This is a genomic window from Micromonospora sp. NPDC048947, assembly GCF_040649495.1.
GTDB lineage: Bacteria > Actinomycetota > Actinomycetes > Mycobacteriales > Micromonosporaceae > Micromonospora > Micromonospora alfalfae.
Genome location: NZ_JBEZFO010000007.1, coordinates 209,301 through 221,746, shown reverse-complemented (window position 1 = coordinate 221,746; position 12,446 = coordinate 209,301). Strand labels below are relative to the sequence as shown.

The following is a 12,446-nucleotide window of genomic DNA, read 5'->3' as shown; positions in this document are numbered from 1 at the left end:
CCGGATGCGGGCAGTCCTCTCCGCCCTGGGCATCTCCATCGGCATCGCCACGTTGGTGGTCGTGGTGGGTATCCCCGCGTCCAGCCAGCGCGACCTGATGGACCAGCTCTCCGCCCTCGGCACCAACCTGCTGCGGGTCGAGCCCGTGCCGGATCAGAACCCGCCCGTCCTCCTGCCCGAGGACGCCGCTGCCATGGTGTCGCGGATCGGGCCGGTCCAGACGGCGAGCGCGGTCGCGAACACGCACACCGCCGTACGCCGCAACGACCTGCTGGACCGTTACGACACGTCCGGGCTCACAGTGCTCGCGTCCCGGCCGGACCTGTTGGGGACTGTCAACGGCCGGATCCGCAGCGGGCGGGCCCTCGACGCCGGCTCGGCCCAGCTTCCGACAGCAGTCCTCGGGTACGTAGCGGCGAGCCGGCTCGGCTTTGCCACTGTGGATCCCCGGCAACCACCCCAGGTGTTCATCGGCGAGCGCTGGTTCACCGTGATCGGCATCCTGGACCCGTTGCCGCTCTCCCCGGATCTGGACCGCTCGGTGCTGGTCGGGTGGGACGCCGCCAAGGCCATGCTCGACTTCGACGGTCACCCCACTGTCGTCTACCTGCGGGCCACTGAGGACGCGTTGGAGGACGTCCGCGCCGTGCTGCCGGCCACCCTCAACCCGCAGTTGCCCGGGTTGGTCCAGGTCAGCCGCCCCTCCGACGCGCTCGCCGCGAAACGGGCCACCGAGAGCAGCTTCTCCGCGCTGTTCCTCGGGTTGGCGGCGGTCGCCCTGCTGGTCGGTGGGATCGGCGTGGCCAACACGATGGTCATCTCGGTGCTGGAGCGTCGTCGGGAGATCGGTCTACGCCGAGCGCTCGGCGCGAACCGCGGCCAGATCCGGGTGCAGTTCCTCACCGAGTCGGTGCTGCTCAGCGTGCTCGGCGGTGCCGCCGGGGCCGTCCTGGGGGTGCTCGCGACGGTCGGCTACGCCAGCTACCAGGGCTGGCCGCCCACGATCCCACTGACCGCGGTGCTCGGCGGAATCACCGGCGCCCTCCTGGTAGGGGTGATCGCCGGCGTCTACCCGTCAATCCGAGCCGCCCGCCTAACCCCCACCGAAGCCCTCTCCACTCCCTAACCCCGCCACCCGCCACCCGCCGCCACCCTCCCCCTCCCACCCCAGCCCGCGTTGATCATGAAGTTATTGCCCCGACACGCCGAGTGGAGCGGCAATAACTTCATGATCGACCAGGCTCAGGGGTGGGGTGGGTGGGGTGGGTGGGGGCGGGTGGTGCGCCAATTGGAGAGGGCCAGGGTGGCGGAGTAGCCGGCCAGGACGATCACATGGAACAGGTAGAGCCAGAGGAGGACCGCCACGCCGGCGCCGATGTCGTCGAAGCCGCCGAAGGGCACTCCGAGGTCCAGCGGGAGCGAGGCGAAGAGCACGAAGCCGTGCAGGAATCCGGAGAGGTTCGCCGCGGTGAAAGACCCGATCCCGAGGGTGGAGAGCCAGTCCGGTGAGGCCGGCCCGACGACCCGGAACACCCACACCAGCACCGGCGTGAGCACCAGCCAGACCGCTAGGAACGACAGCACCACGCCGAGTACACCGAGCCAACCGCCCTGGCGTACGAGGCGAGTGGTGAGCGGGAGCGCCAACAGGATCGACAGCAGCAGCGCGGGGGCCGGCGCGAGCAGTGGCATCAGCAGGAGCCGGCCCCGCCAGCCGACAAGGTGCTCGTCGGTGCGGGGCGCGGCCACCGAAACGAACGCCCTGCGCAGGCCCTCGCCATACAGCGAGGCGGGCAGCAGGGAGGCCAGCGCCAGCAGCGGCGTCAACCCCACCCCGGCGTCGACCAGTGCCTCCACCGCCCGGGGCGCGCCGATCGCGGTGGGCAGGGCTTCCACGGCGTACGAGGTGAGCCGGCGTACCCGGTCGGCCCCGGCCACCAGCGCGGTGAGCCAGATCGCCAGCAGGGCGACCGGCACCACGGCGATCGCCCCGTAGAAGGTGATCGCGGCGGCGTGCAGCGACAGGTCCCGTCCGCGCACCGGACGGAACGCGGCTGTGGTGATCCGTTTCGCGCGCTGCCATCCGTTGCCCATCGGGTTCTCCTTCCCTGTCGTCGAGGCCGTCACTCCTTAAGATCGCCGGTCATGACTGTTCTCACTACCGAACGCCTGATCCTGCGCGACTGGACCGACGATCCGGCCGATCTGGCCCGGATCTACGACATCTACTCGCGTCCCGAGGTCAGTCGATATCTGGGTGTGGCGTCGGGTCTGCCGATGACCAACCCCGCCCAGGCCGTCGAGCGGCTGCGGAGCTGGCAGGAGCGGCACGCCGACGACGGCGGCCGGTACGGCACCTGGGCGATCGAGGTACGCGAGACGGGTCAGGTGGTGGGCACCGTGTTGCTCAAGCCGTTGCCGGGGCGCGACGAGTCGCGCCGAACCGACGACATCGAGGTGGGCTGGCACCTGCACCCGGACGCGTGGGGTCACGGCTACGCCACCGAGGCGGCCCGCGCGGTGGTGGCCCGGGAGTTCGCCGCCGGTACCCGGGAGATCTACGCGGTCGTGTCGCCGAGCAACGAGCCGTCGATGGCTGTCGCTCGGCGGCTGGGCATGAGGCATGTCGGTCAGCGCACCGACTGGTACGGCGGGGAGCTGCTGGAGACCTTCGTGCTGACGGCATCAGATGCCTGATCGTTCCCGTACGACCTGACGCAAGATCCTGCGCAACTCCGGGGAAGGTTTGGCCTCCAGTGGTCGGGGGCGACACCTTCCCCGAATTTGTGGGCCGGTCGGTGCGGGCGGCAGCCGTCGGGGGGCAGGGAAGTCCGTCAATAGTGACTGCTGTCGAAGTGTTGACGCTCCGGTAGCACGTCAGTAACCTTTGGCCAAAGTAATGCAAGATTTCGACAAAGGCGTGCACGATTCTGTGCATGCTCCCGGAAGATTCAACGGGCCTCCTCAGGAGGCCCGTTGATGGTCGTACCCATCTGGTGTTTCCAGGACGAGCGCCGCCCCCGCGCCGCCCGTGCCATCCCGTCTCTCTCGACACCGGCCCTCTCGCGTCGGCCGGCGCTGCACCGCCGCACCCCCACCCCGTGGTCCAGCCACCGCGGCAACCGTCCCCCGACGACAAGGACAGTGATGAGACGAACGAATCTGTTCAGGATGGTGGCGGCCACGGCCGCCGCCGCGCTGATCGCGACGGCCGGGGCGACCGCCCTCGCCGGCCCGGCCGCCGCCGCCCGACCGGTCGACCCGGCTGCCGCACCGAGCACCGGCTTCGCGCCGGCGGCCACCAACCTCGCCCAGGGCCGTCCCACCCAGGAGAGCGGCCACGCCGACGTCTACGACTCGTCGAAGGTCGTCGACGGCAACGCGGGCAGCTACTGGGAGAGCGTCAACAACGCCTTCCCGCAGTGGGTGCAGGTCGATCTCGGCTCATCGCAGAGCGTCAACCAGGTCGTCCTGAAGCTGCCGACCTCCGGTTGGGGCACCCGGACGCAGACGCTGAGCGTGCGAGGCAGCACCAACGGTTCGTCCTTCACCGACCTGGTCGGGTCGCAGACCTACACCTTCAACCCGGCGAGCGGCAGCACCGCCACGATCAACTTCAGCTCGACCTCCACCCGCTACGTCCGGATCACCATCACCGCCAACAGCGGCTGGCCGGCCGGGCAGCTCTCCGAGCTGGAGGTGTACGGCAGCGGCGGCAGCACCCCCGACACCACAGCGCCGAGCGTTCCCGGCAACCTCTCCTACACCCAGTCGGGCACCACCATCAGCCTCAACTGGGTCGCGTCGACCGACAACGCGGGCGGCAGCGGCATCGCCGGCTACGACGTCTACCGCAACGGCGCGTTCCTCCAGTCCGTCGGCAACGTGACCACCTTCAACGACACCCAGCCGGCGACGGCCACCGTGTCGTACTTCGTCCGGGCCCGCGACGCCGCCGGCAACCTCTCCGGCAACAGCAACACGGTGACCCGGACCGGCAGCGGTGACACCACAGCGCCGAGCGTCCCGGGGACCCTGTCGCAGAGCACGTCGGGCAGCACGATCACGCTGACCTGGGGTGCCTCCACCGACTCCGGTGGCAGTGGGCTCGCCGGCTACAACGTCTACCGGGGCGGCAGCCTGATCGCCACGTTGGGCACCGTCCTCACCTACCAGGACACCCAGCCGGCGACGGCTACCGTGTCGTACTTCGTCCGTGCTCGCGACGGCGCCGGCAACCTCTCCGGCAACAGCAACACCGTCACCCGGACCGGCAGCAACCCGCCGGCCTGCACCAACGTGGCGCAGGGCAAGAGCATGACGGCGAGCGGCTCCACCTTCAGCTTCACCCCGGACAAGGCGAACGACGGGCAGCTCAGCACCTACTGGGAGGGCGCGGCGAGCTACCCGCAGAACCTGACAGTGGCGCTCGGCGCGAACCACTCCATCTCCGGTGTCACAGTGAAGCTCAACCCGGATTCGTCCTGGGGCACCCGTACCCAGACCATCCAGGTCCTCGGTCGCGACCAGGCGTCGTCGGCGTACACCAGTCTGGTGTCGGCGGCGGCCTACCAGTTCACCCAGGGCACCAACGTCGTGACCATCCCGGTCAGCGCCACCACAGCGGACGTGCAGTTGCGGTTCACCGGCAACACCGGTGCCCCGTCCGGCCAGGTGGCCGAGCTTGAGGTGTGCGGCACCCCGGCACCCAACCCGGATCTGGTCGTCAGCTCCGTGACCTGGTCGCCCACGTCGCCAAGCGAGGTCTCGGCGGTCACCCTCTCGGCCGTGGTGCAGAACATCGGGTCGGCTGCCGCGGGCGCGACCACCGTGAACTTCAGCCTGGCCGGCGCGGTCGTCGGCAGCGCCACCGTGGGCACGCTCGCCGCGGGCGCCTCCACCACGGTGTCGTTCAACGCCGGCACGCGGCCGATGGGCAGCTACGCCGTCTCGGCGGTGGTCGACCCGGCGAACACGATCGTCGAGCAGAACAACGGAAACAACAGCTTCACCGCGGCGTCGCCGCTGGTGGTGACGCAGGCCCCGGGCCCCGACCTCCAGGTGCTCAGCATCGCCTCGAACCCGCCGAACCCGGCCGTCGGGGCGGCCGTCACCTTCACCGTGACGGTTCGCAACCGGGGCACCACAGCTACCGGCGCGACAACTGTCACCCGGCTGGTGGCGGGCAGCACCACCCTCAACACCAGCACCGCCTCGATCGCCGCCGGCGCGACCGTCACAGTGCCCGTCAGCGGTAGCTGGACCGCCACCAGCGGGGGCGCCACCATCACCGCCACCGCCGACGCCACCAACCTGGTCACCGAGACCAACGAGACGAACAACTCGTTCAGCCAGTCGATAGTGGTCGGTCGCGGGGCCGCCGTCCCGTACGTCTCCTACGAGGCGGAGGCCGGCCGTTACCAGGGCACGTTGCTGGAGGCCGACCCGCTGCGTACCTTCGGGCACACCAACTTCGCCAGCGAGTCCTCGGGTCGCAAGTCGGTACGACTCACCAGCACCGGCCAGTTCGTCGAGTTCACCTCGGCCAACCAGTCCAACTCGATAGTGGTGCGCAACTCCATCCCGGACGCGCCCGGTGGAGGCGGCATCGAAGCGAGCATCAGCCTCTACGTCAACGACGTCTTCTCCCGGAAGTTGACGCTGTCGTCGAAGCACAGCTGGCTCTACGGCAACACCGACGGACCGGAGGCGCTGACCAACACCCCGCAGGCCGACGCCCGACGACTCTTCGACGAGTCGAACGCGCTGTTGGCCCAGTCGTACCCGGCCGGCACCCGGTTCAAGTTGCAGCGCGACTCGGGTGACACCGCCTCCTTCTACGTCATCGACATGATCGATCTGGAGCAGGTGGCGCCGGCGGCGAGCCAGCCGGCCGGTTGCACCTCGATCACCTCGTACGGTGCGGTCCCGAACGACGGGCTCGACGACACCGCCGCCATCCAGCGGGCGGTGACCGACGACCAGAACGGTGTCATCAGCTGCGTCTGGATCCCCGCCGGGCAGTGGCGGCAGGAGCAGAAGATCCTGACCGACGACCCGCTGAACCGGGGTACGCACAACCAGGTCGGCATCAGCAACGTCACGATCCGGGGCGCCGGGATGTGGCACTCGCAGCTCTACACGCTGACCGAGCCGCAGAACGTGGTGGGCGGCATCAACCACCCGCACGAGGGCAACTTCGGCTTCGACATCGACAAGAACACCCAGATCTCCGACATCGCCATCTTCGGCTCGGGCCGGATCCGCGGTGGTGACGGCAACGCCGAGGGTGGCGTCGGTCTGAACGGTCGCTTCGGCACCGGCACGAAGATCAGCAACGTCTGGATCGAGCACGCCAACGTGGGCGTCTGGGTGGGGCGCGACTACGACAACATCCCCGACCTGTGGGGGCCGGCCGACGGGCTGGACTTCTCCGGCATGCGGATCCGCAACACGTACGCCGACGGCATCAACTTCAGCAACGGCACGCGTAACTCGCGGGTGTTCAACTCGTCCTTCCGCACCACGGGTGACGACGCGCTCGCCGTGTGGGCCAACCCGTACGTCAAGGACCGCAACGTCGACATCGCCCACGACAACCACTTCGTCAACAACACCATCCAGCTGCCCTGGCGGGCCAACGGCATCGCCATCTACGGCGGCTACGACAACTCGATCGAGAACAACCTGATCTACGACACCGCCAACTACCCGGGCATCATGCTGGCGACCGACCACGACCCGCTGCCGTTCTCCGGCACGACGCTGATCGCCAACAACGGGCTCTACCGCACCGGCGGCGCCTTCTGGAACGAGGACCAGGAGTTCGGTGCCATCACGATCTTCCCGGCCACCAGGGACATCGTCGGGGTCACGATCCGCGACACCGACATCATCGATTCCACGTACGACGGCATCCAGTTCAAGAACGGTGGCGGCAACATACCGAACCTCGCGATCACCAACGTGCGGATCGACAGGTCCGTCAACGGTGCCGGCATCCTCGCGATGAGCGGTGCGCGCGGCAACGCCAACCTGACCAACGTGACAATCACCAACTCGGCCGACGGCAACATCGTCATCCAGCCGGGCTCGCAGTTCGTCATCAACGGCGGCTAGCCCTGCCTGGGGGCCGCTCCGGCGGCCCCCGGTCGACGATCGCGTTTGATCAACACGAGTTCAGTGAAGTCGGGGTGTCTGCACGCTGCGGACACCCCGACTTCTGTAAACCCGAGTCGATCAGCGCCGGGTATTGGCGTTAGTCGGACATCCGACGCCGCTGCCAACGGGTAGAACCGGTCATGACCGTCGAGGACGGCAGTTGACCTGGTTCGACAGGGTGGGCAGCGGAAGTTGTGCTGCCTCTGGTGGCGATCCAGGGTGCGTGACGTGCCTCGTGCTGACCTGTCAATGTGGAAGGTGGATCGGCGCCGCGATCGCGGTGGCTGCCCGGTAGCAGGGTCGGAGGCGAGCATGGATGACGAAACCGGGTCCACCACAAGCCGACCGCTGCGGGCAGTGCTGCGCTGGTTGGGTGCCGCTGCCGCGATCGCCGGCATCGTGGGCGTGGTGTTCCAGGTGATCGAATGGGCCGGGTCCCGCGCCACACCAGCGGCGAGGACCAGCCCGGAAGCGAGCCCGACCTTGGTCACTCCCACCGCCACGGCGAGCGGCGACGAGCAGTTCGTGCAGGCCGGCCAGTGTGTGCGCAACGTCGGTGGCGCGGCCACCGTGGTGTACGAGATTTCCCCGTGTGGTCCCGGGACGTGGCGGGTGCTGGCTCGCGTCGAACAGGCTGTCGCCGACGAGGCGCAGGCCGATGCGGTGTGCGAGGCCCAGGCACCCGGCTTCATGGACTACCACTACTCGAACTGGACAAAACGCTCCGACTACCTCGACGTCGTGTTTTGCGTCGCCCCGGTCTGAACGCCGCCGGAACCTGGGCGACCAGGCCGATATCCCAATCTGTCGCACCGTGTGTGCGATGCCGTACCGGGCGGGGCGGCGTGACTAGGCTGACCTGAGCAGGATGGTCCGCTGAGGGGGTGAGCCCGGATGGCCCAGGCAGCGTTCGCGCCGGAACCGGCGCCGCAGCACACCGAGCCGTCGTTCGACGTGCTGCGGTGGCACGACGAGCCGTGGACCGCACAGCTCGCCCTCGACCTGTTGCCGGAGACCAACGGCCCCAAGGTTGAGGTCCTGAGCGGAAGCGTGATCGTGACACCACATGCCGGTTACGACCATCAGGACGCGGAGCTGGACCTCGCCTACCTCCTCAAGCAGGCGGCCCGTCGGGCAAAGCTGTGGCTCTACCTTGAAACGAACATCGTCTCGGGCCAGGATCTCTTCATTCCGGACATCGTCATTCTCGACGCTCCGGGCGGCGGTCGAACGACGATGGACATCGGGCATGCCGTGCTTCTCGGGGAGATCGTCTCGCCCGGAAACCGGCGCAAGGACATCATCGACCGACCGCGTGAGTACGCCGCAGCCGGTGTGCCCTTCTTCCTCCGGGTCGACCTGCGCAATCGGGTGCCCACCATCGCCTTGTACGAGCTGACCGAGGGGGAGTACCGGCCGGTGGCTGCCGCTGCGGCGGGGACGCGCTTCGTCATGCGGGAGCCGTTCGAGTTCTCCATTGATCCGGCCGACCTGCTCGGCGAGGAGGCGCTGCCGGAAGCACCGGGCGGGGAAGGCTGAGGCTCCCAGCGGGCGTACAGCGGTGGTGGGGAAGAATGGCCATGTGACTTCCCCCCGCGACCTTGTTCTGCTCGGGTCCACCGGCTCGATCGGCACCCAGGCCATCGACATCGTCCGGCGCAACCCGGACCGGTTCCGGGTGGTCGCCGTGGGTGCCGGCGGCGGCAACGTCGAACTGCTCGCCGCGCAGGCCCTCGAACTGGGCGTCGAGGCGGTCGGGGTGGCCAAGGCGTCCGCCGCGCAGGACCTGCAACTCGCGTTCTACGCGGAGGCGAGTCGGCGCGGCTGGGCCACGGGCGACTTCAAGCTTCCCAAGATCGTGGCCGGGCCGGACGCGATGACCGAGCTGGCCCAGTGGCAGTGCGACATCGTGCTCAACGGGGTGGTCGGCTCGCTGGGCCTCGCTCCTACGCTGGCCGCGCTGCGCTGTGGTCGTACCCTCGCGCTTGCCAACAAGGAGTCGCTGGTGGCCGGCGGCCCGCTGGTCAAGGCCGCTGTGACGCGGCCGGGGCAGATCGTGCCGGTCGACTCGGAGCATTCGGCGCTGGCCCAGTGTCTGCGCTCCGGGACGCGGGGTGAGGTGCGGCGGCTCATCGTCACGGCCAGCGGTGGCCCGTTCCGGGGTCGGCGGCGCGAGGAGTTGACGCAGGTCACACCCGAGCAGGCCCTCGCGCACCCGACCTGGAACATGGGGCCGGTCGTCACGATCAACTCAGCTACCATGGTCAACAAGGCGCTTGAGGTGATCGAGGCGCACGAGCTGTTCGACGTGCCGTACTCCGACATCACCGTGATGGTGCACCCGCAGTCGGTGATCCACTCGATGGTCGAGTTCGTCGACGGGTCGACGATCGCCCAGGCGAGCCCACCGGACATGCGACTGCCGATCGCGCTGGGCATGGGCTGGCCCGACCGGGTCCCCGAGGCGGCCACCGCCGTCGACTGGACGGCCGCGCACACCTGGGAGTTCGCGCCGCTCGACGATGAGGCGTTCCCGGCCGTCGCCCTGGCCAAGGCCGCCGGGGAGGCCGGGCGCTGCCGGCCGGCGATCTACAACGCGGCGAACGAGGAGTGCGTGGCCGCGTTCGTGGCGGGCCGACTGCCGTTCCTCGGCATCGTCGACACCCTCGAACGTGTGTTGGAGGAGGCTCCGGACTTCGACGAACCAGGTACCGTCGAGGACGTGCTCGCGGCCGAGTCGTGGGCACGCGCGCACGCGCAGGAGATCATCGCGGGTTCGGTGGAAGGAGCTTGATGTCGTACCTGCTCGGGGTGGTCCTCTTCGCCCTGGCCATTCTCATCTCGGTGAGCCTGCACGAGGCGGGTCACCTGCTGACCGCCAAGATGTTCGGGATGAAGGTGACGAAATACTTCGTCGGCTTCGGCCCCACCATCTGGTCGTTCAAGCGGGGCGAGACCGAGTACGGACTCAAGGGCATTCCCCTCGGCGGTTTCTGCAAGATCGTCGGGATGACGCCGCAGGACGACGACGTCGAGCCGGGCGACGAGTCGCGCGTGATGTGGCGCTACCCGGTCTGGAAGCGGACGATCGTGATGGCCGCCGGGTCGATCACGCACTTCGCGCTCGCCCTGGTCACGATCTGGATCCTCGCCGTCTCCGCCGGCCTGCCCAACCCCGACTTCCCGACCACCGACGCGCAGGCCCGCCAGGAGCCCGCCGTCATCCGGCTCAGTGAGTGCGTGGTGCCGGAAAACTCGCTGCGAGCATGCACGCCCGCCGACGCGGCCAGCCCGGCCGCCCAGGCGCAGTTGAAGAACGGCGACCGGATCACCTCGGTCAACGGCGCCCAGATCAACTCCTACGGCGACCTGCTCACCACGCTGCGCGGCCTCAAGCCGGGCGACACCGCGCAGATCGCCTACGTCCGCGACGGGCAGCCGGGCACCACCAGCACCGTGCTCGCGCAGACCCAGCGTCCGCCGCTGAACGACCCCAACGGTGCCGCCGCGCCGGTGGCCGCGCTCGGCGTCGGGCTCGTCCCCAGCACGCCCACCCGCGTGACGTACGGCCCGGTCGGCGCCTTCGGCGCCACCGCCGACTTCACCGGCGACCTGGCTGTCGGCACCGCCCAGGCGCTCCAGCGCCTCCCGCAGAAGGTCCCCGCCCTGTGGACCGCCCTCACCGGCGGCGAGCGGGACGTCGACACCCCGATCAGCGTGGTCGGCGCCAGCCGACTCGGCGGGGAAGCGGTGGAGAACAACGCCTGGCTGGTCTTCTTCATGCTCTTCGTGTCGCTGAACTTCTTCATCGGCGTGTTCAACCTGCTGCCGCTGCTCCCGGTGGACGGCGGCCACATCGCCATCGCCTGGTTCGAACGAGCCCGCTCCTGGGTCTACGCGCGGATCGGCCGGACCGACCCCGGTCGGGTGGACTACCTCAAACTGATGCCCTTCACGTACGTGGTGATCCTGATCGGTGGCGCGTTCACGCTGCTGACCATCGCCGCGGACGTCGTCAACCCCATCACGCTCTTCTCAAGGTGAGTGCCTGAAGTGACAGCTATCAGTCTCGGTATGCCCGCCGTGCCGCCCCCGCCGCTCGCTCCCCGTCGGGCCAGCCGCCAGATCATGGTCGGTTCGGTTCCGGTCGGTGGTGGTGCGCCGGTGTCAGTGCAGTCGATGACCACGACCCTCACCTCCGACATCAACGCGACCCTTCAGCAGATCGCCGAGCTGACCGCGTCCGGCTGCCAGATCGTCCGGGTGGCGGTGCCGTCCCAGGACGACGTCGAGGCGCTGCCCGCGATCGCCAAGAAGTCGCAGATCCCGGTGATCGCCGACATCCACTTCCAGCCCAAGTACGTCTTCGCCGCGATCGACGCCGGCTGCGCGGCGGTCCGCGTCAACCCGGGCAACATCCGGCAGTTCGACGACAAGGTCAAGGAGATCGCCCGCGCCGCGGGGGCGGCGGGCGTGCCGATCCGGATCGGCGTCAACGCCGGGTCGCTGGACAAGCGCCTGCTGAGCAAGTACGGCAAGGCCACCGCCGAAGCGCTTGTCGAGTCGGCGCTGTGGGAGTGCTCGCTCTTCGAGGAGCACGGCTTCCGCGACATCAAGATCTCGGTCAAGCACAACGACCCGGTCGTGATGATCCGGGCGTACCGGCAGCTCGCCGAGCAGTGCGACTACCCGCTGCACCTCGGCGTCACCGAGGCCGGCCCGGCGTTCCAGGGCACCATCAAGTCGGCGGTCGCCTTCGGCGCGCTGCTGGCCGAGGGGATCGGCGACACGATCCGGGTGTCGCTGTCCGCCCCGCCGGTCGAGGAGATCAAGGTCGGCAACCAGATCCTGGAGTCCCTCGGTCTGCGCGAGCGGGGCCTGGAGATCGTCTCGTGCCCGTCCTGCGGGCGGGCCCAGGTGGACGTCTACAAGCTCGCCGAGGAGGTCACCGCCGGCCTGGAAGGGCTGCCGGTGCCGCTGCGGGTCGCCGTCATGGGCTGCGTGGTGAACGGTCCGGGCGAGGCCCGGGAAGCCGACCTCGGCGTCGCCTCCGGCAACGGCAAGGGCCAGATCTTCGTCAAGGGGCAGGTCGTCAAGACGGTGCCCGAGGCCCAGATCGTGGAGACCCTGATCGAAGAGGCGCTGCGGATCGCCGACGAGATGGGTGCCGAGCTTCCCGAGGAGCTGCGCGGGCTGGTCACCGGCCCGACCGTCACCGTGCACTGATTTTCGAGCTGGAAAAAGCGGCCGTTCCCCGTGCGGGGAACGGCCGCTGTGCGTTTGCG

General features: G+C 69.0%; 9 protein-coding genes. 8 read left to right on the top strand and 1 reads right to left on the bottom strand.

All coding sequences use genetic code 11. The features are described 5' to 3' along the window. Window positions 1-4: 4 nt before the first annotated feature. Complete coding sequence (locus AB0B98_RS13070; RefSeq protein ID WP_357362758.1) at window positions 5-1,126, top strand: ABC transporter permease; 1,122 nt, start codon at window positions 5-7, stop codon at window positions 1,124-1,126. A 116-nt stretch (window positions 1,127-1,242) separates the two neighbouring features. Here AB0B98_RS13070 and AB0B98_RS13065 read toward each other — a convergent pair whose 3' ends face one another. After that, the gene (locus AB0B98_RS13065) at window positions 1,243-2,094 is read right to left on the bottom strand and encodes a YhjD/YihY/BrkB family envelope integrity protein (RefSeq protein ID WP_357362660.1); all 852 of its coding nucleotides are present in this window, start codon (window positions 2,092-2,094) and stop codon (window positions 1,243-1,245) included. Between the two features lie 51 nt (window positions 2,095-2,145). Between AB0B98_RS13065 and AB0B98_RS13060 the strand changes: the two genes are divergently transcribed. From AB0B98_RS13060 to ispG, 7 genes are all read left to right on the top strand, one after another. Further along, window positions 2,146-2,697: a GNAT family N-acetyltransferase gene (locus tag AB0B98_RS13060; RefSeq protein ID WP_357362659.1), complete on the top strand. Its 552-nt coding sequence runs from the start codon at window positions 2,146-2,148 to the stop codon at window positions 2,695-2,697. 450 nt (window positions 2,698-3,147) lie between these two features. Beyond that, a complete protein-coding gene (locus AB0B98_RS13055; protein WP_357362657.1) occupies window positions 3,148-7,119 on the top strand; it encodes a CARDB domain-containing protein in 3,972 nt (1,323 codons plus the stop codon). A 354-nt stretch (window positions 7,120-7,473) separates the two neighbouring features. Beyond that, complete coding sequence (locus AB0B98_RS13050; RefSeq protein WP_357362655.1) at window positions 7,474-7,926, top strand: hypothetical protein; 453 nt, start codon at window positions 7,474-7,476, stop codon at window positions 7,924-7,926. Window positions 7,927-8,055: 129 nt separating this feature from the next. Further along, a complete protein-coding gene (locus AB0B98_RS13045) occupies window positions 8,056-8,700 on the top strand; it encodes a Uma2 family endonuclease (protein WP_357362653.1) in 645 nt (214 codons plus the stop codon). 43 nt (window positions 8,701-8,743) lie between these two features. Then, entirely contained in the window at window positions 8,744-9,955 is a 1,212-nt protein-coding gene (gene dxr, locus AB0B98_RS13040; protein ID WP_357362651.1) for a 1-deoxy-D-xylulose-5-phosphate reductoisomerase, read from the top strand. Beyond that, the gene (locus AB0B98_RS13035; RefSeq protein ID WP_238671720.1) at window positions 9,955-11,205 is read left to right on the top strand and encodes a site-2 protease family protein; all 1,251 of its coding nucleotides are present in this window, start codon (window positions 9,955-9,957) and stop codon (window positions 11,203-11,205) included. Before dxr ends, AB0B98_RS13035 begins: the two co-directional genes overlap by 1 nt. Window positions 11,206-11,214: 9 nt before the next feature. Further along, window positions 11,215-12,387: a flavodoxin-dependent (E)-4-hydroxy-3-methylbut-2-enyl-diphosphate synthase gene (gene ispG / locus AB0B98_RS13030; protein ID WP_112588507.1), complete on the top strand. Its 1,173-nt coding sequence runs from the start codon at window positions 11,215-11,217 to the stop codon at window positions 12,385-12,387. Window positions 12,388-12,446: the final 59 nt, after the last annotated feature.

Excerpts from the sequence above, each read along its gene's own strand:
- AB0B98_RS13070 (WP_357362758.1), top strand. The coding sequence starts at position 5 with ATGCGGGCAGTCCTCTCCGCCCTGGGCATCTCCATCGGCATCGCCACG.
- AB0B98_RS13065 (WP_357362660.1), bottom strand. The coding sequence starts at position 2,094 with ATGGGCAACGGATGGCAGCGCGCGAAACGGATCACCACAGCCGCGTTC.
- AB0B98_RS13060 (WP_357362659.1), top strand. The coding sequence starts at position 2,146 with ATGACTGTTCTCACTACCGAACGCCTGATCCTGCGCGACTGGACCGAC.
- AB0B98_RS13055 (WP_357362657.1), top strand. The coding sequence starts at position 3,148 with ATGAGACGAACGAATCTGTTCAGGATGGTGGCGGCCACGGCCGCCGCC.
- AB0B98_RS13050 (WP_357362655.1), top strand. The coding sequence starts at position 7,474 with ATGGATGACGAAACCGGGTCCACCACAAGCCGACCGCTGCGGGCAGTG.
- AB0B98_RS13045 (WP_357362653.1), top strand. The coding sequence starts at position 8,056 with ATGGCCCAGGCAGCGTTCGCGCCGGAACCGGCGCCGCAGCACACCGAG.
- AB0B98_RS13035 (WP_238671720.1), top strand. The coding sequence starts at position 9,955 with ATGTCGTACCTGCTCGGGGTGGTCCTCTTCGCCCTGGCCATTCTCATC.